Origin of the sequence: Streptomyces sp. AC512_CC834, from assembly GCF_019049325.1 — a bacterium.
Taxonomy (GTDB): domain Bacteria; phylum Actinomycetota; class Actinomycetes; order Streptomycetales; family Streptomycetaceae; genus Streptomyces.
Genome location: NZ_JAGMUO010000014.1, coordinates 90525 through 111502, shown reverse-complemented (window position 1 = coordinate 111502; position 20978 = coordinate 90525). Strand labels below are relative to the sequence as shown.

Annotated in this window: 18 protein-coding genes; 4 read left to right on the top strand and 14 right to left on the bottom strand. The window is 71.7% G+C overall.

Annotated features, from left to right (window positions below; translation table 11 throughout):
- Positions 1-6: 6 nt before the first annotated feature.
- Both KUM40_RS04565 and KUM40_RS04560 read left to right on the top strand, forming a co-directional pair.
- Positions 7-726: an ABC transporter permease subunit gene (locus tag KUM40_RS04565; protein ID WP_217163092.1), complete on the top strand. Its 720-nt coding sequence runs from the start codon at positions 7-9 to the stop codon at positions 724-726.
- Positions 727-890: 164 nt separating this feature from the next.
- Positions 891-1127: a hypothetical protein gene (locus tag KUM40_RS04560; RefSeq protein WP_217163091.1), complete on the top strand. Its 237-nt coding sequence runs from the start codon at positions 891-893 to the stop codon at positions 1125-1127.
- A 225-nt stretch (positions 1128-1352) separates the two neighbouring features.
- Here KUM40_RS04560 and KUM40_RS04555 read toward each other — a convergent pair whose 3' ends face one another.
- From KUM40_RS04555 to KUM40_RS04515, 9 genes are all read right to left on the bottom strand, one after another.
- The gene (locus KUM40_RS04555) at positions 1353-2207 is read right to left on the bottom strand and encodes an HAD family hydrolase (RefSeq protein WP_217163089.1); all 855 of its coding nucleotides are present in this window, start codon (positions 2205-2207) and stop codon (positions 1353-1355) included.
- On the bottom strand, positions 2204-3481 hold the full coding sequence (gene serS, locus KUM40_RS04550) for a serine--tRNA ligase (protein WP_217163087.1): 1278 nt from the start codon (positions 3479-3481) through the stop codon (positions 2204-2206). Before serS ends, KUM40_RS04555 begins: the two co-directional genes overlap by 4 nt.
- A gap of 578 nt (positions 3482-4059) precedes the next feature.
- The gene (gene pheA, locus KUM40_RS04545) at positions 4060-4992 is read right to left on the bottom strand and encodes a prephenate dehydratase (RefSeq protein WP_217163085.1); all 933 of its coding nucleotides are present in this window, start codon (positions 4990-4992) and stop codon (positions 4060-4062) included.
- 81 nt (positions 4993-5073) lie between these two features.
- Positions 5074-6396, bottom strand: coding sequence for an iron uptake transporter deferrochelatase/peroxidase subunit (efeB, locus tag KUM40_RS04540; protein ID WP_217163083.1), 1323 nt, complete (start codon positions 6394-6396; stop codon positions 5074-5076).
- An 8-nt stretch (positions 6397-6404) separates the two neighbouring features.
- Positions 6405-8411 (bottom strand): copper resistance CopC/CopD family protein, encoded by a 2007-nt coding sequence (locus KUM40_RS04535; RefSeq protein ID WP_217163081.1) that lies wholly within the window; start codon positions 8409-8411, stop codon positions 6405-6407.
- Between the two features lie 13 nt (positions 8412-8424).
- Entirely contained in the window at positions 8425-8946 is a 522-nt protein-coding gene (locus KUM40_RS04530) for a copper chaperone PCu(A)C (RefSeq protein WP_308401057.1), read from the bottom strand.
- A complete protein-coding gene (locus tag KUM40_RS04525) occupies positions 8943-9593 on the bottom strand; it encodes an SCO family protein (RefSeq protein ID WP_217163079.1) in 651 nt (216 codons plus the stop codon). Before KUM40_RS04525 ends, KUM40_RS04530 begins: the two co-directional genes overlap by 4 nt.
- A gap of 131 nt (positions 9594-9724) precedes the next feature.
- Positions 9725-10486, bottom strand: a complete 762-nt coding sequence (locus tag KUM40_RS04520; RefSeq protein ID WP_217163077.1) for a YcnI family protein — start codon at positions 10484-10486, stop codon at positions 9725-9727.
- Between the two features lie 126 nt (positions 10487-10612).
- Entirely contained in the window at positions 10613-11479 is an 867-nt protein-coding gene (locus tag KUM40_RS04515) for a hypothetical protein (protein ID WP_217163075.1), read from the bottom strand.
- Between the two features lie 274 nt (positions 11480-11753).
- Between KUM40_RS04515 and KUM40_RS04510 the strand changes: the two genes are divergently transcribed.
- A complete protein-coding gene (locus KUM40_RS04510; RefSeq protein WP_217163074.1) occupies positions 11754-12218 on the top strand; it encodes an ATP-binding protein in 465 nt (154 codons plus the stop codon).
- A 70-nt stretch (positions 12219-12288) separates the two neighbouring features.
- Here the strand turns inward: KUM40_RS04510 and KUM40_RS04505 are convergent, their stop codons facing one another.
- Both KUM40_RS04505 and KUM40_RS04500 read right to left on the bottom strand, forming a co-directional pair.
- Positions 12289-13794 carry an aminopeptidase P family protein gene (locus KUM40_RS04505; RefSeq protein ID WP_217163072.1) on the bottom strand — a complete coding sequence of 502 codons (1506 nt, stop codon included), beginning with the start codon at positions 13792-13794 and terminating at the stop codon, positions 12289-12291.
- A 199-nt stretch (positions 13795-13993) separates the two neighbouring features.
- The gene (locus tag KUM40_RS04500; protein ID WP_217163070.1) at positions 13994-15460 is read right to left on the bottom strand and encodes a PP2C family protein-serine/threonine phosphatase; all 1467 of its coding nucleotides are present in this window, start codon (positions 15458-15460) and stop codon (positions 13994-13996) included.
- A 661-nt stretch (positions 15461-16121) separates the two neighbouring features.
- Between KUM40_RS04500 and KUM40_RS04495 the strand changes: the two genes are divergently transcribed.
- Positions 16122-16787: a bifunctional DNA primase/polymerase gene (locus KUM40_RS04495; protein WP_217163063.1), complete on the top strand. Its 666-nt coding sequence runs from the start codon at positions 16122-16124 to the stop codon at positions 16785-16787.
- Between the two features lie 1251 nt (positions 16788-18038).
- Here the strand turns inward: KUM40_RS04495 and KUM40_RS04490 are convergent.
- From KUM40_RS04490 to KUM40_RS04480, 3 genes are all read right to left on the bottom strand, one after another.
- Positions 18039-19004: a DUF5926 family protein gene (locus tag KUM40_RS04490; protein WP_217163061.1), complete on the bottom strand. Its 966-nt coding sequence runs from the start codon at positions 19002-19004 to the stop codon at positions 18039-18041.
- A gap of 136 nt (positions 19005-19140) precedes the next feature.
- The gene (locus tag KUM40_RS04485) at positions 19141-19776 is read right to left on the bottom strand and encodes an ATP-binding protein (RefSeq protein ID WP_217163059.1); all 636 of its coding nucleotides are present in this window, start codon (positions 19774-19776) and stop codon (positions 19141-19143) included.
- A 142-nt stretch (positions 19777-19918) separates the two neighbouring features.
- Complete coding sequence (locus tag KUM40_RS04480; RefSeq protein ID WP_217163058.1) at positions 19919-20758, bottom strand: glycerophosphodiester phosphodiesterase; 840 nt, start codon at positions 20756-20758, stop codon at positions 19919-19921.
- Positions 20759-20978: the final 220 nt, after the last annotated feature.

Below are 20978 nucleotides of genomic sequence, written 5' to 3'. Positions count from 1 at the left end.
CGAAGAATGTACGACCCCACAGTCGCCCGGCTCACCTACCGAGCCCTGCTCGGCCGCCGCCGGGCCCTCATCCTGGGCGCGCTCCCCCTGCTGCTGCTCGTCATCGCCGTCGCGGTGCGCGCGCTTGCCGGAGCCGACGACCAGACCGCGGCGGACGTGCTGGGCGGGTTCGCCCTCGCCACCATGGTGCCGATCATCGGCGTCATCGCCGGCACCGGCGCCATCGGCCCCGAGATCGACGACGGCTCGGTGGTGTACCTGCTGTCCAAGCCGATCAAGCGGCCCACGATCATCTTCACCAAGCTGATCGTCGCCATAGCCGTGACGATGGTCTTCTCCGCCGTGCCCACCCTGCTCGCCGGGCTGATTCTCAACGGCAACGGCCAGCAGGTCGCCATCGCCTACACGATCGCCGCGCTGGTCGCCTCCATCGCCTACGCCGCGCTGTTCCTGCTGCTGGGCACGGTGTCCCGGCACGCGGTGGTCTTCGGGCTCGTCTACGCCCTCGTCTGGGAGGCCCTGTTCGGCTCCCTGGTACCGGGCGCCCGCACGCTGAGCGTGCAGCAGTGGTCGCTGGCGGTGGCCCAGAAGGTCGCCGACGGGAACCTGGTCACCTCCGACGTCGGCCTGCCGACCGCGACGGTGCTGCTCGTAGGGGTGACCGTGCTCGCCACCTGGTACGCCGGCCAGAAGCTGCGGTCGCTGACGCTCGCCGGGGAGGAGTGAGCAGGACCCGGACCTGACGGGGCCTTCACCCCGGCCCGTGCACACTGGGCCGGGGAATGCACCGAAATGCACGGGGAAGTCACGGGGGACGCAGGACTGGGAGGACCGGGATGGTGGGTCGGACACCGAGGTCGGACGACCGGGGACAGCCGGAGGGCGGCGCTGTGAACGGCACCACCGAAGGCACTACCGGCGGCGCCGGGGACGAGGCCTGGGACGGCCTCGTCCTGGACGAGGAGTTCATACGGGACGCCGGGACCTCCGAGCCCTCGGCCCGCGCCCGGATGCTCGCCGCCCGCTGGAGCCGCGAGAAGCCGGAGCCGCAGCCGTGGCGCTCCGACGAGCCACCCGCCGGATGGTTCTTCAGCAAGAGCCGACGCCGCAGGTGGCGTCGGGGCTGACACGGCGCCCCCCGCGGAGTACGTCCGCTTTTAATCGGTGGCGCCCGGCTTTCCGCGACGGCACTGTGGGGGATGCACGAAGGCCGGACGGCGCCGGCGAAATCGGGCGGCCGCTTCGAGCACGCGAGACGCCTCGCGTGGGCCGACCGACGGGGACGCCGACGCCGTCCGGACCGTGCGGCCGGAGCCCCTGGCCCCGGCCTTCCGGGGGCTTGGGGACCGGGATCAGGCCGCCAGCCGCTCCAGCACGACCGCGATGCCGTCCTCGTCGTTGGAGGACGTCACCTCGTCGGCCACCGCCTTCAGCTCCTCGTGCGCGTTGGCCATCGCCACGCCCCGGGCCGCCCAGCCGAACATCGGGACGTCGTTGGGCATGTCGCCGAACGCGATCGTGTCCGCGGCCTTCAGCCCGAGCCGCCGGGCCGCCAGTGACAGGCCGGTGGCCTTGGACAGGCCGAGGGGGAGCAGCTCGACTATGCCGGCTCCGGCCATGGTCACCGTGACGAAGCCGCCCGCGGTGCGGCGGGCGGCCTCGGCCAGCTCGTCGTCCGACAGGGTCGGATGCTGGATGTAGATCTTGTTCAGCGGAGCCGCCCACAGGTCCGAGGAGTCGGTGAACGGCACCGCCGGAAGATCGCCCCCGACCGCGTAGCCGGGGCCGACCAGGACGTCGCCGTCCAGACCGTCGCGGCTCGCCGCCAGATACAGCGGACCGGTCTCCGCCTCGATCTTGGCCAGCGCCACCCCGGCCAGTTGTCGGTCCAGGGTCACCGAGGTCAGCAGCCGGTGCTCCCCGGCGTGGTAGACCTGCGCGCCCTGACCGCAGACGGCCAGCCCCTCGTAACCGAGGTCGTCCAGGATGTGCCGGGTCCACGGCACGCCCCGCCCGGTGACCACGATGTGGGCCGCGCCCGCCGCGGTGGCCGCGGCGAGCGCATCCCGGGTGCGCCGCGAGACCGTGTCGTCGCTGTGCAGCAGCGTGCCGTCGAGGTCCGTCGCGATTAGCCGGTACGGGAAACCACCGGCCGAACCGGAGTCGGAGACCCCCTCAGTGCCGGTGTCGGTGCCGGTGTCAGTCACTTGGTCACCGGTTCCAGGACCTCCCGGCCGCCCAGGTACGGGCGCAGCACCTCGGGCACGCGCACCGAGCCGTCGGCCTGCTGATGGTTCTCCAGGAGCGCCACGATGGTGCGCGGTACGGCGCACAGCGTGCCGTTGAGGGTGGCCAGCGGGCGCACCTTCTTGTCCTCGCGGACGCGGATCGACAGCCGGCGGGACTGGAACTCGGTGCAGTCCGAGGTCGAGGTCAGCTCGCGGTACTTGCCCTGCGTCGGGATCCACGCCTCGCAGTCGTACTTGCGCGCCGCCGAGGAGCCCAGGTCGGCCGAGGCGACGTCGATCACCCGGAACGGCAGTTCCAGCGACGTCAGCCACTGCTTCTCCCACTCCAGCAGGCGCTGGTGCTCGGCCCGCGAGTCCTCGGGGAGGACGTAGGAGAACATCTCGACCTTGTCGAACTGGTGCACGCGGAAGATGCCCCGGGTGTCCTTGCCGTGCGAGCCGGCCTCGCGGCGGAAGCAGGGCGAGAAGCCGGCGTAGCGCAGCGGCAGGCGGTCGGCATCCAGGATCTCGTCCATGTGGTAGGCCGCCAGCGGTACCTCGGACGTGCCGACCAGGTACAGGTCGTCCTTGTCGAGGTGGTAGACGTCCTGGGCGGCCTGGCCGAGGAAGCCGGTGCCGGCCATCGACTGCGGGCGCACCAGGGCCGGGGTCAGCATCGGCGTGAAGCCGGCCGCCGTGGCCTGCGCGATCGCCGCGTTGACCAGGGCGAGCTCCAGGAGCGCGCCGACGCCGGTCAGGAAGTAGAAGCGCGAGCCGGACACCTTGGCGCCGCGCTCGACGTCGATGGCGCCGAGTCGCTGGCCCAGCTCGAGGTGGTCCCGCGGCTCGAAGCCCTCGGCCGCGAAGTCGCGGTGCGTGCCGTGCGTCTCCAGCGTGACGAAGTCCTCCTCGCCGCCGACGGGCACGTCGGGGTGGACGAGGTTGCCGAGCCGCTGGAGCAGCTCCTGGGTCTCGGTGTCGGCCGCGTCGCGCTCGGCGTCGGCGGCCTTGACGTCGGTCTTGAGCTGCTCGGCCCGCTTGAGCAGCGCGGCCTTCTCGTCTCCGGAGGCCTTGCCGATCAGCTTGCCGAGGCCCTTCTGCTCGGCGCGCAGTTCGTCGAAGCGGACGCCGGACGACCTGCGCCGCTCGTCGGCGGACAGGAGGGAGTCGACGAGCGCGACGTCCTCTCCACGGGCGCGCTGCGACGCGCGCACACGGTCGGGGTCCTCACGGAGCAGGCGAAGGTCAATCACGTGGCCAAGGCTACCGGTGTGCGGTCATGGGTCTCGACTCACTTTTGCCGCACACGGGTCTCACGTTCCGTTATGCGGATATTGCCCTTTGTGTCCCCTGCGTCAATGAAAAGAGGCCGAATCCCTGGAACGAGGCAGTGTACGGACGCTGGGTTGACCGGATTTCCTTGTGGAGAACGGGACTTGAGGGTGCGCTGTCCACAGGAACCCACAGCCCGGAAAAGTTATCCACAGGCTGTGTGAAAGATCTGTGGACTGACGGAAGTGATCATTCCAAATTGCGGGAGGCGGCCCGCCCAAACCCTCCGCACGTCCACTTTCGAGTGGAAACGGGGCATCCGGTGTCGCTCCGGAGTATGGGGGTCAAGAAACAGGTGGACGAAGGGTGACCTGGGGCCCTGTGGAGGAAGTAAAGGGCTGTAGGGGGATTTGTCGACCGAATACCGCTTCGTTGTCGACTTGTCCCCAGGTCGAGAAGCAGACCTGTGGATAACTCCTGTGGACAAGGAAAATCGGCAGGTACGACTGGCCGGCTTCGACGGCTCTGGGGCTCTGATGGCTCCGGTGGCTAACGGCTGTCAGAACCGGCCGTCCTGGCAGCGCGCCACCCAGTCCGCCGCCGCCACGAACGCCTCGTCCGAGGTACCCGGCCGCAGCGCGTCCACGTCCGCCGGCTCGACCTCCGCCCGCGGATACGACCCGAGGTAGCGCACCTGGAGGCAGGACCGTTTCAGGCCCATCAGCGCGTCGGCCACCCGGCGGTCGGTGATGTGCCCCTCGGCGTCGATGCAGAAGCAGTAGTTGCCGATCCCGGCGCCCGTGGGCCGGGACTGGAGCAGCATCAGGTTGACACCCCGGGTGGCGAACTCGCCCAGCAGATCGCGCAGGCCACCAGGGTGGTCGTCCCGCTGCCAGAGCACGACGGACGTCTTGTCCGCGCCGGTCGGAGCCGCGGGCCGCGCCGGGCGGCCCACCAGCACGAAGCGCGTCTGGGCGTTCTCCGCGTCGTGGATGTCGGCTTCCAGCACCTCCAGGCCGTAGCGCTCCGCGGCGAACTCACCGGCGAAGGCCGCGTCGTACCGCCCCTCCTGCACCAGGCGGGCGCCGTCCGCGTTGGAGGCGGCGGACTCCCAGGCGACGTCCGGGAGGTGTGCCTTGAGCCAGTTGCGGACCTGGGGCTGGGCGGCCGGGTGGGCGGTGACCGTCTTGATGTCCGACAACTTGGTGCCGGGGCGGACCAGCAGCGCGAAGGTGATGGACAGCAGCACCTCGCGGTAGATCATCAGCGGCTGGCCGGCGACCAGCTCGTCGAGGGTGGTGGTGATGCCGCCCTCCACGGAGTTCTCGATCGGCACGAACGCGGCCTCGGCCTCGCCGGTGCGCACCGCGTCGAGCGCGGACTGGACGGACACGTAGGGGACCAGCTCCCGGGTCGCCGTCTCCGGAAGTGTGCGCAGGGCGACTTCGGTGAAGGTGCCTTCAGGGCCGAGATACGCGTAACTGGCTGGCATGTACTCACCCTAATGGGCCCGGCGGGACCCGGCCCACGCGTCTCGTCCAAGCCCCCTCCCCGGGGTGACTCGCCGCCGGTTTCACCCCTCCAGCAGCGGCTGCCCCACGTATTCTCCCTCCGCCGCCCCGCCCGGCACCGCGAACAGGCCGCTCGCCTCGTGCCGGATGAACTGCGACAGCGCGTCGCCCCGGTCCAGTTTGCGCTGCACGGGCACGAAGCCCCGCAGCGGATCGGCCTGCCAGCAGATGAAGAGCAGGCCGGCGTCCGGGACACCGTCGGCGTCGAAGCCGTCGTGGTACGAGAAGGGCCGGCGGACCAGGGCAGCGCCGCCGTTCTGGTCGGGGCGGGTGATGCGGGCGTGGGCGTTGATCGGTACGACGAGCTTGCCGGCCCCGTCCGTCTTCTCCAGGTCCATCTCGGTCGTCTCGGACCCCCCGGACAGCGGTGCCCCGTCGGCCTTGCGGCGGCCGATGACGTCCTCCTGGGCCTTGACCGAGAGCTGCTCCCAGTCGTCGAGGAGCATGCGGATACGGCGTACGACGACGTAGGAGCCGTTCGCCATCCAGGCTTGTCCGCCCTTCCCCGGCTGTTCGGGGACGAAGATCCGCTTGTCGAAGTCGGGCTCGGCGGGCTTCGGGTTGCGGGTGCCGTCGACCTGGCCCATGAGGTTGCGGGCCGTCATGGGGTGGGCGGTGGCGCCCGGTGAACGGTTGAAGCCGTTCATCTGCCAGCGGAGGCGGGCGGCCGTCCCGGCGTCCTGCTGGATCGCGCGCAGGGCGTGGAAGGCCACCAGCGCGTCGTCGGCGCCGATCTGCACCCAGAGGTCGCCGTTGCTGCGGTTCTTGTCGAGGTGGTCGGAGGAGAAGTCGGGGAGCGGGTCGAGTGCGACCGGACGCTGCCTGTCCAGGCCGGTACGGCCGAAGAAGGAGTGCCCGAATCCGAAGGTGACGGTCAGCGAGGAGGGGCCGGCGTCCCGGGCCACGTCCGTGTCACGGGTTCCGGCGGGCTCGCCCGCCATCAGCCGCCGGGCTGTGTCGGACCAGCGGCGCAGCAGTGCGGTGGCCTCCTTGCGCCCGGCGCCCGCCGCGAGGTCGAAGGCGACGAGGTGGCCGCAGGCCTGCATGGCGGTGGTGATGCCGGGCTGATGTTTCCCGTGAAACATCGCCTGCTCGCTGCCGAGCGAGGTGAGAGGGGTGGCGGCGGAGGAGGGCGCGGCCGCGTAGCCCGCGGCGCCGCCGGCCGCGCCGAGGACGAGCCCGGTGGCACCGGCGGTGCCGAGGAGTCGCCTTCGCGAGACGCCCGTGCGGGCGGTGGTGTTCTCGGGGTCGAGCGGCCCGGGGCCGCCGGGCGTCCCGCGGGTCGCCTCGGGGTTTCGGGCCTCCGGAATGGACTGGTCAGCCATGGTGCGGTTCAGCCGATCTGCGCGTTCTTGGAGATGGTGACCTGGTCGATGTCGGAGGTCCGTACGGTCACGGCGACTTCCCAGTCACCGGCCATCGGGATCTGCACTCCGCTCGCCGACCAGTGTCCGGTGGTGATGTGGTCGGGGACGACGGGCAGGGGCCCGATGTCCTTGGCCTCCTGGGTGAAGGCCACCTTCACCTCGGGGATGTCGAAGGCGGTACCGTCCGGGCGCTCGACGTAGAGGTGCATGTCGTTGGCGCCGACCCGGGCGGGGTCGAGTTCGACCCGTACGACGCCCTTGCCGTTCTGGCTGCCGGTGTCGAAGGGCATGTCCAGCGTCACCGCGCCGGTGGAGGGCGCGGAGGGCGCGGAGGTGGCGGTGGAGGACGGGCCCGAGGCCTTGGCCTCCTCCTCGGTCCGGCCCGGCTCGGTCTGGGTCAGGACGGTGGTGACGGCGAGCAGGACGACGGCGACGCCCGCTTCGGCGAGCACGGAGCGGCGCAGTCCGAAGCGGTGCGGGTCGGCGTCCCGGTGCTGCTTCTGCCGGGCGGCGTCCACGGCCGCGCGCTGCCGGGCGAGCTGGGCGGCACGCTGGGAGCCGCCGGATCCCTTCCCCGTGCCGGAGCCCTTCCCAGCGCCGGATCCCTTCCCCGTGCCGGAGCCTTTCCCGGCGTCGGAGGCCGTCGCGGTGCTGGAACCCTTTCCAGTACCGGAGGCCTTCTCGGGGACTTTCACCTTCCCGGACGAGGTCTCGGCGGCACGCTGCCGGGCGACGGCGGGCACCGCCTGTGCCAACTGGGCCGTCCACCGTCGCGAGAAGTAGGCGACGCCGACGAGTACCGCCACGAGCCCGATCTTGACGAGGAGGAGCTGGCCGTACCGGGTGTCGGTGAAGGCCGTCCAGGAGCCGAGCTGGCGCCAGGACTGGTAGGTGCCGGTCGCCACCAGGGCGATGACACTGCCGAAGGCGATGCGCGAGAACCGGCGTACGGCGTCGTCGGGGACCGGGGTGTCCGCGGGGCCGCGATACAGGGCGGCGAGCAGGGCGACGAGTCCGCCGAGCCAGGTGGCGACGGCTATCAGGTGGACGACGTCGACCGGCATGGCGAGGCCGGCCTGGAGACCGACGGAGGCGTGCTCGGACATCGCCCAGGTCGCCGCGAGGCCCGCGGCCACGACGCTTCCGCCGACCGCGAGCCCGAAGGTGAGGTCCCGCTTCTCCTCGTCCTCCCGTTTGTCGTACGCGCCGAAGAGCACGGCGATGAACAGCGCGGCCGCCGCGAGCAGCAGCAGCCGGGAGACCAGCGCGGCGCCGGCCTTGGTCTGCAGCACCTCGCCGAGCAGGCTCAGGTCGAAGACGTCGGCGGCCTTGCCGGAGCTGGTGTAGGAGCCGCGCAGCAGGAGGAGCAGGAGGGTGGCGGCGGTCAGCGCGAGCCAGCCGGAGACGACGACCCGCTGCACGACCCGTACCCCGGAGCCGCGCGACCAGCAGGCCAGCACGAAGGCGGCGCCGCCCACCAGGACGGCGAACCCGGCGTACGACACGTACCGGCCGAAGCCGTACAGCCCTCCGACGAACCCGCCGCCCGCCTCCTGGCCGGTGACGGAGACGGAGGTCTTGGACGGGGCGCCGACGGAGAAGGTGTAGGCGCCGGCGACCGGGTGGCTGTCGGCGGACACGACCTGGTAGGTCACCGTGTACGTGCCGTTGGGGAGCCCGGTGTGCAGTTTCACGGAGTAGGTTGTGCCGCCCGTGCCGGACGGTGCGCCGTCGTCGACGCGCTTGCCCTTGGGATCGAGGACGCGCAGCGAGTCGTCGTCCATGGAGACCGACTCGGAGAAGGTGAGCGACACCTGGGCCGGAGCCTTGTCGACCACCACCCCTTGCCGGGGGTCGCTTCCGGTGAGCGCGGCGTGCGCGGAGGCCGGTCCGGCACCGGCCAGCAGTGCGCAGGCCGCGGCCAGGAGCAGCAGCACCAGGGTCCGGACGCGCGGGGCGATGGTCTGCGTCAAGGTGTCCCCTCCCTCAGTGTCCGGAGTGTCCGGAGTGTTCGGAGTGTCCGGTCGTGGGCTGGTACGTGGCCGCCTTCACGGGCAGCTTGACCGTGACGGGGTCGGAGTGGGCGAAGTGCAGTTCGACGGCGACGGACTGTCCCCGCTTCGGCTGTTGCTTCAGCTTCTCGAACATCAGGTGGTTTCCGCCGCTCTTGAACACGAGTTGACCGTGGGCGGGGACCTCGAGGCGCTCGACCTGCTTCATGGTCCCGTCGACGGTTTCGTGCACGGTGACGTCGCCGGCCTCGCTCGTGACGGAGGTGAGTTCGTCGGCCGCGTCGCCCTTGTTGGTGATGGTGAGGAATCCGGCCGCCATCGAGTCGGAGACCGGCTGCGGTATGTAGGCGGCGCCGACGGAGAGTTCGGCACCGGCGGCCGGGGAGTCGGAGTCGGAGTCCGATCCGCCGCAGCCCGAGAGGGCCAGGGCGCCGATCACCGCGACGGCGGCGAGGACGGGGCGGCCCCGCACCGGTCCTCCCGTCGGCCGCCTCACGGGTTCTCCCCCTTGATGAGCTTGGGGAGGTCCTTGGTGTAGTCGTCGACCGTGGCGTCCTCGCCGTAGAGGACGTAGCCCGCGTCGGACTTCGGGGAGAAGGCGACGACCTGGGTGCCGTGCGTCGAGATGATCTTGCCGTCCTTGTCCTTGGTCGGCGGATCGATCGAGATGCCGAGGGTGCGGGCGCCGGCCTGGACGGTGTCGAAGTCGCCGGTCAGACCGACGATCTGCGAGTCGATGCCCTTGAGCCACTTGCCGAGTGCGGCCGGGGTGTCGCGCTCCGGGTCGGTGCTGACGAACACGACGCGGAGCTTGTCCTGCTCGGCCTGGGAGAGCTGCTTCTTGGCCACGGCGATGTTGTTCATGGTCAGGGGGCAGACGTCGGGGCAGTGGGTGTAGCCGAAGTAGATCAGGGTGGGCTTGCCGGCGGTCTGCTCGCGGAGGTCGTACTTCTTGCCCCGGGTGTCCGTGAGGACCAGGTCGGGCTTCTCGAAGGGCTTGTCGAGGACGGTGGCGGCCTGCTGGCTGTTGTCCTCGGAGACCACGGTCACGGGCTTGTCGCTGTCGGCGCCGCTGCCGCAGGCGGAGAGGGTCAGGGAGGCGGCGGCGAGCAGGGCGGCCGCGGCGAACGTCTTCTTGCGCATAGAAAAATGTCCCAGATGTGAGGTGCTCCGGTGCGCGCCGGGGCTCCGTCGGACCGACGGAGGATGCCCGGCGCGCACCGGACGAGAGGATGCGTCGGCAAGGTCACGCCGACGCACCGGCGCGGGCGCTGTTACGCCGAGGCGCCGGAGCCGCGCCTGCGGCCGGCCAGTACGCCGTACGCGACGCCCGCCGCACCGACGACGATGCCGACGATGCCGAGGACCCGGGCGGTGGTGTCGCTGCCGTCGCCCGAGCCGGAGTCCGACGAGGAGGCGTCGGCGGCGGTGTTCTGCGCGGCCGCCTCGGTGTCGTCGCCCTTCGCGTCGGCCGAGCCCGAGGCGCCGTGGGCGTCTTCCTCGGCGGCGGCCAGCTCGAGCACGGGCGCCGGGGTCTCGGGCTCCTCCTGGCCCTCCTGCGGCACCTCGATCCAGCGCACGACCTCCTTGTTGGAGTACGTCTGGATCGCCTTGAACACCAGTTGGTCGGCGTCCTCGGGCAGCGCGCCGACGGAGACCGGGAACTTCTGGAAGAAGCCGGGCTTGATGCCCTCACCATCGGCGGTCCAGGTCACCTTGGTGACCACCTCGGTGAGCTGCTTGCCGTGCGACTCCAGCGGCTTGGCCGGCTTGGACTTGGTGACCTCGGCCTTCCAGCCGGGGACCGGCTCCGGCATCACGGACGCCAGCGGGTGGTCGGTGGGGAAGTTGACCTCCAGCTTGGTGGTGGAGGCGTTGTCGCGTTCGTTGGGGACCTTGAAGTCGACGACCGCGTAGCCGCCCTTGGCGGCCGTGCCCTCCGGCTGCACGCTGACGTGCGCGAACGCGGGGGCGGACAGGGCGAGGACGGCGATGCCGGAGACGGCGCCGGCGGCGGCGATACGGGAAGCCTTCATGGACGGAGTACTCCGCTTCGAGTGGGCACCGGTGCTGAGCCGGTGACGAGTGACGGGAGGAATGCGCGCACGCGCGCGTGCCGCACGACGGCGGCCCCTCCCCAAAGCGGATGGTGTCGCGTCGTGTCAGGCGGCGAGGGCGAACGTGTCGCCGGGCGGGCCGCGCCTGATCACCGTGTGCTGGAGTGCGGTCGTACGGGGCCGCGGCGGCGCCGACAGGGCGGTGTGCGGCGGACGCGGGCCGTTACCGGGGGCGCCGACGAGCCCGGCGTTCAGGGTGCGCACCAGGGAGAGCGCCGCGCGCAGGGCGCGTACGAACGCCGCCTCGGCCATCGAGTGGGCCGAGTGCGCCGACAGTTCGAGGAGCCGGGCCAGGGCCAGGTCCCCGCGTCGCAGCAGCCAGCCGGCGGCCAGGGCCGCGAGGACGTGGCCGAGCAGCATCGGCAGGGACGGCAGCAGCGAGGCGGAGGCGTCGGCGGTGGACAGGGCGTCGGCGGGGTGGTGCGTCGCGCCGGTGTGCACGTCCGGGGAGATCCGCGCGTCGGTGAGGATGCGTTGGGCCTGGGTCGGGCTGATCGCCGCCGCGGTGGTCCCGCAGACCAGCCGCGCCGCCTGCTGGACCAAAGACGCGTCGGTCAACGCGCCCGGCCCGCCGGTGGACGCGACGGCCGTACCGGAAGCGGTGGCCGCGGCGGAAGCGGTAGCCGCGGCGGTGCCGTGCTGGCCCAGTCCGAACAGGGCGTGCAGCGCGGTCTGTCCGACGGTGAGCAGCACCACGATGCCGGGCAGTGAGCGCCGTCGTCCGGCGAGGGGCACGGCGACCAGGACCGCCCCGAGGAATCCCGTGCCCAGCGACCACAGCGGAACGGTGGCGCAGGAGGCGAGGGTGTGCCCCGCCGCGGCCAGCACGACGCAGACCGCGGCGAACACCGCGGCCCGCAGGATCCGGAGGTCGTTCCCGGAGCGCGCCGTTGGCGGGTGGGGGGCAGTCATGGCGGCCTCATCATCGCACTGACGCCCCCCGCGCCGTACGGCAGGTCCACAAGATGCCGTACGACCCGGAAGAGGAGGAAAGAGGATGGAAGGCGCCGGAAAGAGCAGGGAAGGCGCCGGAAGATCACCTCATGGCGCGAGGCGCCGCACATACACCGATCGGCGGCAGGGACGCATCCGCCAGATGAGCGGTGTCACGGGGAAAGCGGGCTTACACCGGGGTGTGCGGGGCAATACGTAACGGTATGTCGAGCCGCGGCCGGGAGGCTGGAGCATGAGCATCTGGTGGTCACTCCATTTGCGGCGCGAGGCTGCGAGCGTGCCCCTGGCCCGTCGCCTGCTGATCGGCACCATGGAGACCGCGGGCGTCGACCCCGACATCTCCTTCGATCTCTCCGTCGCGCTGAGCGAGGCCTGTGCGAACGCCGTCGAGCACGGTGGCGACGACGGGTCCGGCGGACCCACGGAGGCGTACCGCGTCACGGCCTATCTCGACGGCGAGCGGTGCCGTATCGAGGTCGCCGACACGGGCCCCGGTTTCCCCGCCGCCGCTGCGGGCCGGCCGCAGGGTGTGGCCCGCCCGGCGCCCGTGGAGGCCGAGAGCGGCCGCGGTCTGTGTCTCATCCGGGAACTCGCCGACCACGTCCACATCGGCAGTGCGCCGGGGCGGGCCGGTGCCGTGGTGAGCTTCGACAAGATCCTCAAGTGGCGTGAGGACGCCCCGCTGGTGGCCGTGTGAACGGGGGCATCCCCGCGAGCACGCCGACGGCCGGGCACCCGCGTGGTGTGCCCGGCCGTCGAAACGCGGGTCAGCCCTTCAGCGCGGCCATCCACTCCTCGACCTCGTCCGACCGGCGCGGCAGGCCGGCGGACAGGTTCCGGTTGCCGTCGGCGGTGACGAGGATGTCGTCCTCGATGCGCACGCCGATGCCCCGGTACTCCTCGGGCACGGTCAGGTCGTCGGCCTGGAAGTAGAGGCCGGGCTCGACGGTGAGGACCATGCCGGGCTCCAGCGTGCCGTCGACGTAGGACTCCACGCGTGCGGAGGCGCAGTCGTGGACGTCCAGGCCGAGCATGTGACCGGTGCCGTGCAGCGTCCAGCGGCGCTGCAGACCGAGCTCCAGCACCCGCTCGACGGGGCCCTCGACCAGGCCCCACTCGACGAGCCGCTCGGCCAGCACACGCTGGGACGCGTCGTGGAAGTCGCGGTACTTGGCGCCCGGCTTCACCGCCGCGATGCCGGCCTCCTGGGAGTCGTACACGGCGTCGTAGATCTTCTTCTGCAGCTCGCTGTAGCGGCCGTTGATCGGCAGCGTGCGCGTGACGTCCGCCGTGTAGTACGTGTGCGTCTCCACGCCCGCGTCGAGCAGCAGGAGGTCGCCGGAGCGGACCGGGCCGTCGTTGCGGACCCAGTGCAGGGTGCAGGCGTGCGGTCCCGCGGCGCAGATGGAGCCGTAGCCGACGTCGTTGCCCTCCACGCGCGCGCGCAGGAAGAAGGTCCCTTCGATGTAGCGCTCGGACGTCGCCTCGGCCTTGTCGAGGACCTTCACGACGTCCTCGAAGCCGCGCACGGTGGAGTCGACGGCCTTCTGCAGCTCGCCGATCTCGAACTCGTCCTTGACCAGGCGGGCCTCGGAGAGGAAGACCCGCAGTTCCTCGTCGCGCTCTGCGGTGACCTTGTCGGTCAGGGCGGCCTCGATGCCGGCGTCGTAGCCGCGCACGACGCGCACCGGGCCGGTGGCCTCGCTCAGGCTGTCGGCCAGTTCGCGGACGTCGGAGGCGGGGATGCCGTAGAGCTGCCCGGCCTCGGTGAGGGAGTGGCGGCGGCCGACCCACAGCTCGCCCTGCCCGTTCAGCCAGAACTCGCCGTTCTCACGGTCCGAGCGCGGCAGGAGGTAGATCGTCGCGGTGTGGCCGTCGCCCTTGGGCTCCAGGACCAGGACGCCGTCCTCTGTCTGGTTGCCGGTGAGGTACGCGTACTCGACCGAGGCGCGGAAGGAGTACTCCGTGTCGTTCGAGCGGGTCTTGAGGTTGCCCGCGGGGATCACCAGGCGCTCGCCCGGGAAGCGGGCGGACAGGGCGGCGCGGCGGGTGGCGGTCTCCGCGGCCTGGGCGATGGGCTCCAGGCCGTGCAGCTCCGTGTCGGCCCAGCCGGACTTCATGTTCTCGGCCAGCTCGTCGGACACGCCCGGGTACAGGCCGTTCTTGCGCTGCTTGCTGGGCTCCTCGGTCTCTGTCTCCGGGTTCTCCGGGTTCTCCGCGCCCGCTGCGTCAGCAGCAAGATCAGATACTGCCGGGGTGAGCTCCTCCGCCACGTCATCCTCCTCGATACGGCACTGGACCACCCCCCATCGTACGGTCGTACGGAAGGGGGCCCAGGGCCGAAGGGCCTGTTACACGGAGGCGTCACTGTCCGTTATGCGGGACGCGCGGGGCGTAAGTGCCCGCTATTCGAACCAGGCCGTCGTCCGTACGGGTCGTTGTCCGAACCGGGCGGCTGTCCGAACCGGGTCGTTATTCGAACCGGACCGCCAGCAGAACGACGTCCTCCTCGGAGTCCGCCTCCGCCTTGCCGTCCGGCAGTACGGTGCGCAGGACGTGCTCGGCGACGGCGTCCGGGTCGCGGCGCTCGGCCCGGGGTACGCCGGCCGCCGCCGCGTGCAGCCGGGCGAAGGCGCGGTCGGCCGGGTCGCCGGTGCGGTGCAGCAGCCCGTCGGTGTACAGCAGAACCGTCTCTCCGGGCTCGGCCTGGAGCTCCACGCTGGGCGCCTCCCAGCAGGCGAGCATGCCGAGCGGCGCGGAGACGGAGGTCTCGACGAACTCCGTGCGCCGCCGGCCGATCAGCAGCGGCGGGCTGTGTCCGGCGCCGGCCAGGGTGATCCGGCGCAGCGCGGGCTCGCAGTAGCCGAACAGGGCCGTGGCCGAGCGGGCGGGCTCGGTGAGCCGCAGCAGCAGCTCCAGGTCGGACAGGACGGCGACCGGGTCCTCGCCCTCCATCACGGCGTACGCCCGCAGCGAAGCGCGCAGCCGCCCCATCGCCGCGACCGCGCTCGGCCCCGACCCGGTGACGGAGCCGACGGCGAGACCGAGGGCGGCGTCCGGCAGCGGCAGCGCGTCGTACCAGTCGCCGCCGCCGAGGGGACCGGTGCGGTGCCGGGCGGCGAGCTGCACGCCGGGCACCCGGGGCAGGCGGGAGGGCAGCAGCTCCTCGGCCATCGTCGCGAGGGACGTGCGGGTGCGCTCGACCTCGAGGAGGCGGGTCAGGTGCTGTGCGGCGTACCGGACGTACAGACCGGCGAGGTGGCGGCGGCGCTCATCCGGTTCGGCGGGCTCGTCGTAGAGCCATACGGCGGCGCCGAGGCGCCCGGTGCCCTCGGCGGACAGGGGGAGCGCGTAACTGGCGGCGTAGCCGAGGCGCCTCGCGACCTCGCGGTGTCGGGGGTCGAGGCTCTTCTCGGCGAGCAGGTCGGGCTCGGCGATCCCGCCCTCACCGGTCGCCGTTCCGTCTGGACCGGCCGCCGTTCCGTCCAGAATCCGCCCGTAGGACAGGGAACTTCGGGGCACGGTCTCGATGTGGCCGAGGTCGGCGCGGGCGAGCCCGAGGCCGATGGTGGTGTCGGGGCCGAGTCCGTCGGCCGGTTCCAGGACGACGAGCCCGCGCCGGGCGCCCACCAGGGCGGCTCCGGCACTCAGCAGTTCCTGGAGGCCGTCGGAGAGGGTGTCCGTCCTGACCAGGCGCTCGGTCAGTTCGTGCAGGGTCGTGAGGTCCGAGATCCAGCCGGCGAGGCGGTCCTGGAGCAGGGCACCGGGGGCGGCGCAAGGAGCGCCTGAGGCGTCCGAGGCGCCTGTAACGGCTGTGGCGTCCGTGGTGTTTGGTGTGGCCGCCGGGGAGGTACCCGTGGCCGTGGACGCGACAGTGTGTGCGGGGGTCGGAACCGCTGGATCGATTCCGGCCACTTTCGCAGGGTGCGGGGCGTTCATGGCGTCCGGCCTCCCGACCGGCACTTACTGCTCAAAAGCATCGCAAACCCCCATGTCATTCTGCGCCGCCAGCAGTGTCTCCACATGTACACGCACTCGTAAGGAGATGTCCAGCATTGTCCTGCCGGGATTCCTGGTGTCCATGAGGTGCGAGCGGCCTCCTTCCCTACCTCTTGCGCAAAAGCGAAATTGGCTTGAAACTGCCCCAGAGGACGCCTTGTTGCGGTCGACTGGGGGTGCTTCACGGAGCGTCACAGCGGTCGTGATGGGTACGTACTCGGAGAAGGCCAGGCGTGGTTGGGGGCCACCTGGAACCTGGCGACGGACCCGGGCGTCCTATCCACCGACGACCGTGCCCCATCCTCCCGTGGCGGAGGCGGAGAGAAATACGCGCGACGGCAAAACGCCAGACTTCGCCACCCCCGCGCCACGCCCATGCTTTTGACAGACGCAGTGTGGTCGGAACCGTCACGGACGCAGTCAGTGCTCGACCCACAGGGGTTTCCCTTGCCCTTGGCAGAGGTGTTTCCCATGGTCTCCCGTGGGGTCGCTCCTCGGCAGGGGTGTGATGCGCCACCAGCAACGCACAGCGAAGTGATCGACACATGGTGTGAAGTGACCACGGTGTTGCCAGGCGTGCAACGGAAAGGAACGAGCGCTCATGCGCGAGATCCTCGGAAGGCTACGCAGGCCCTTGTCCCAGCACGACGACGGGCGGCCTGAGCTGATCGGCGCGGCTCTGACCTACGCGACACAATGGCAGTGGCCCGTACTCCCGGGCGCGGCGGCCGACCCGCGGGCGCGGTCGCGCTGCGCATGCCCCGACCCCGAGTGCACGGTGCCGGGCGCGCATCCCTTCGACCCCGGTCTCCTCGCGGCCACCACCAATGAGCGCATGGTGCGCTGGTGGTGGACCAACCGGCCCACCGCGCCGATCGTCCTGGCCACCGGGGGCAGCGCCCCGTGCGCCGTCTCCCTGCCCGCGCTGCCGGCCGCCCACGCCCTGGCCGCGCTCGACCGTGCCGGGCTGCGGCTCGGCCCGGTCGTCGCCTCGCCCACCCGCTGGGCGCTGCTGGTCAGGCCGTACTCCATGGAGCAGTTGGGCGAGCTGCTCTACGCCAAGGACTTCGTCCCCGGCTCCCTGCGCTTCCACGGCGAGGGCGGCTACCTCGCGCTGCCCCCGTCCGAGACCGGCGCCGGCGCCGTCCGCTGGGAACGGGCGCCGCTGCCCGGCTCCGCCTCACCCTGGGTGCCCGACGTGGAGGCCGTGGTGGACGCGGTGGTCGACGCCCTCACTCGTACGGGTGTGAGCGCGCCCGAGTTGTAGGGGTGTTCGGCGCGCGCGGAAGTCCGCGCCCGCCGCCGGTCGTTATCGTCCGCCCCATGCCGCTTCATGCTGGGAAGCACCGCGTCGTCGGGCCGCACCGCGTCGGGCCGTGCCGTGTCGGGCCGGATCGCGGCAGGCCGGATCGTCGGCGGATCCGCCTGTACGGGCTCGCGGGTGTCGTGGTGTGCGCGGTCGTACTGCCGTTCGCCGTGGCGTCCGCCGGGCCCTCGGGCGACACGGACGCGAAGGCTCCCGCAGCCGTCCCCCTCCTCTCGCGGGGCGGTGAGGGCGAGGCAGCGTCCGAGGGGTCCGACCGCGCTGAGGCCGGGGCTGCGCCCGCCCGTTCCCCACTGCCGCCCGGCCCTGCCCTGGCCGCGCGCTGCGGTCCCGAACTCACCTCGCCCGCGGGTGTCGAGGCGCAGACCTGTGTCCTGGCCCGGTCCACGGAGACCTGGGCGCGGACCTACTACCGCAACGCCACCGGCGGCCCGCTCGAGGCCGTGCTGAGCCTCATGGGGCCCGAAGGGCGCAGCGTGCGGATGCGCTGTGCGGTGAGCGCCGAGGACGCGCCGGGCACCTGCGAGACGCCGCCGGAACGAACCCGGGGCGGGTTGGCTGGGTACACCGCGGTCGCGGAGTTCACGAGCCGGGCCGGGTACGGACCGCTTCTGCTGCGCACCGGGAGCAACGGGAACAGCGGTAGCGGGAACAGTGGAAGCGGAAGCGGAAGCGGGAACGGGAGCGGAAACAGCGAAAGCGGGAGTGACGCGAGCGCCGGGAGTGCCGGAAGCGACGGGAGTTCCGGAAGAAGCAACGGGAATTCCGGAGGCGACGGGAACACCGGGAACGCCGGTTAGGCCGAGAGCGGGGCGAGTCACGGCGCTGCCCGGAGCGGCGGAGACGGTGAAGGCAACTCACCTGCGCAGATGGAGAGTTGACGCGCGACTGCGGTGCGTGTGCGACCGGGCGCATGGAAAGACCCGGTTGCTGGCGACGGGGGATGCACCAGCAACCGGGCTACTCGAACGGTAACAAGAGATCGGCGGTTAGCAAATTCGATCTCCTGTTTTCCGGTCACCGACTGGCTTGTCCCCGCCGGGAGTTGTGACCGGAGTCACCTGTCCACGGCCCGCCGCTCAGGCTGACCGGTCGGTCAGCCTGAGCGGCTTCGGCGGCCGTGCGTCAGTGATGCCTGCTGAGGTCAGTTGAGGTCAGTTGAGGTCAGTTGATGTCAGTTGATGTCTGCGGAGGTCAACTGAGGGTGACCTGCCGGTTGGTCAGGCCGCCGCGCGCCCGGCGCTCGTCGTGGGTGAGCGGAGCATCCGTGGCCAGGGCCTCGGCGAGCCGCTCGGCGAACTCGGCGGCGGGCTTCTCGATGTCCTGCGCGGTGACCTCGCTCGGCAGGTCCCACACCGGCACGGTGAGCCCGTGAGCGCGGAAGGAGCCGACGAGGCGGGTGCCCTCGCCGAGGGACGACCGGCCCGCGGCGTGCAGCCGGGCAAGAGCGTCCAGAAGCCGCTCCTCCTCGTGCGGCATGACCCAGCGCAGGTGGTTCTTGTCCGGCGTCTCGCACCAGTAGGCGGCGTCCACGCTCCGCAGCCGGACGGTCGGAATGGCCGCGGCGTTGGCCCGCTCCAGGGAGGCGGTCACCTCCGGCGTGGCGTTGTCCGGGTCCGGGACCCAGAACTCGAAGCCCGCGTGCACCTCCGGCTCGAACGCCCCCTCGGGCGCGAGCAGGTCCTGGAGCCGCGGACCGTCGGCCGGCGCGCGCCTGCCCTGCACCGGGGTGCCCGGCGGGGCGCTCAGCGCCTGGGCGAGGGTGTCGGCGAGGTCGCGGCTGATGTCGCCCGACGCCGTGTCGTTCTGCAGGCCGAGCAGGACCGAGCCGTCGTCGCGGCGCAGGGCGGGCCAGGCCATCGGCAGCACCGTGGCCAGCATGACGGACGGGACGCCCTCGGGCAGGCCGTCCCGCAGGGTCAGCCCGACCGTGGCCGCGGGCACCAGCTCCCGCAGCGCCACCCAGTCGCACTCGCCGGGCAGCCCCTCGAACGGGCGCTGCACCAGCGCGGTCGTGGCCTGGGCCGCGGACCGGCCGTGGCATGCCTTGTACCGGCGGCCGCTGCCGCAGGGGCAGGGCTCACGGGCGCCGACGACCGGGACCTCGGCATCGTCGAGCTGGGGCCGCTTGGCCTTCGTCTGGGGTCGCTTCTTGGCCATCGTGGGTGTCTCCCGGTTACGGCTCGACTCGTACGGGCGCGAGCCTAGCCGTTCCCACCCCGGCCCACGGGACCCTGTGGACGACGGGCCGCCTGTGGACAACTCGCCCCGGCCTCCCGGCGGGCGGGCCGCCGGGTCAGCCCAGGTCGTCGAAGGCGTCCGCGAAGTCCAGGCCGGGAATCTCCGACACCGCCGGCGCCGAGATCCGGGCGAAGTCGTCGCGCCGGTGCCCGGCGTCCGGGTCGTGCACGTCGTCGTGGACGACGACCCAGACCGTGACCTCTCCGCGCGCGTCGTCCCGTACGCCCCAGTCGTCGGCGAGTGCCGTGATGATGTTCAGCCCGCGGCCGCCGTGCGCGGTGACCGAGGGCGTCGCCGGAGCCGGGCGGGTCGGGCCGCCACCGTCCGTGACCTCCACCAGCAGCCGGCCACCCGCGTCCACCTGCCACGCGGCGCGGACGTCGCCGTCCCCGGCGGGCACGTCGCCCAGCGGACGGCCGTGCTTGCACGCGTTGCTCAACAGTTCGGAAAGGACCAGTACAGCGTCGTCGATGACCGATTCCGCCACGCCGCCTCCGCGCAACTGATCACGCATGCGGTGTCTCGCTTCCCCCACGCCCGCAGGGCCATGGGGCACGGCCATGCTCGACGACGTGGGCACCTCCTGTGCCACCACCAACGCCACCCCCGAGACCTCCTTTGCCCCACGCCACGGTGTGGATGCCCCATCGCCCTGAGCCGGAAACCGGCCGATCCCCGCATGGTGACGCATTCGACACGGTCGAACACGTACCGAACGCGCCGGAGCACTCCCCGTAATCGCATGGCCGGATTTGGTCGGTGTGGTCGGGATGGTCGGTGCGGCCGAGACCGGAGAATGCGGCAGGCACGCCGGGTCAAGGTCTGCGGACGAATCAGCGGCCCGGCCGGCGGCCGAGGTGGTCCAGGACGGCGCGCGGCCGGTTGGTGATGATGGCGTCGACGCCCAGGCCGGCGCAGAGATCCACGTCGGCGGTCTCGTTCACCGTCCACACGTGCACCTGGTGACCGGCCCGCTTCAGACGCTCGATGTAGGCGGGGTGATTGCGCACGATCCGGATCGAGGGGCCCGCGATCCGGACACCCGCGGGCAGGCGCCCGTCGCGCAGCCGGGGCGAGACGAACTGCATCAGGTAGACCGTCGGCAGCGTCGGCGAGGCGGCCCGCACCCGGTGCAGCGAGCGGGCCGAGAAGCTCATCACACGCACCGGGGAGTCCTCGGCCGAGGCGGGGGCGTCGAGCCCGAAGCGCTTCAGAAGCAGCAGCAGCCGCTCCTCCACCTGTCCCGCCCAGCGCGTCGGATGCTTGGTCTCGATGGCCAGCTCCACCCGGCGCCCCGCGTCGGAGACGAGCTGGAGCAGCCGCTCCAGGGTCAGGACGGAGGTCTCCTCCCGGTCCTCGGGCCGGTGCTCCCAGTCGGGCTGCTCGTCGCGCGTCCGCCAGAACTCCCGGGTCCGGCGGGCGCCGAAGTCCAGTGCGGCCAGATCGGCGAGCTCCAGCGCGGACACCGCGCCGCGGCCGTTCGACGTACGGTTGACGCGCCAGTCGTGGACGCAGACGAGGTGGCCGTCGGCGGTCAGGCGCACATCGCACTCCAGCGCGTCCGCCCCGTCCTCGATCGCCTTCCGGTACGCGGCCAGCGTGTGCTCGGGGGCCTCCTCGGAGGCTCCGCGGTGGGCGACGACCTGAATCCGGTGCTGTCGTGCGTGGGTCACCGCGTCATGGTGCCACCGCGGGTGGGTAGACGTGCCATCGACGGAATCGGCAGCACGTCCGTTTAGTCTTGGATAACCCATATAAAGGACGGTCGGAGACGCACAGCAACCGCTTATGGTGCTCTGACGGCCCGTGGGAAAAGCTGATGGCATACAACAGCACCAGCACATCCGCATCGCGCCGGACCGTGGAGCAGCGTGTGAGCGCTGCTGAGCGCGA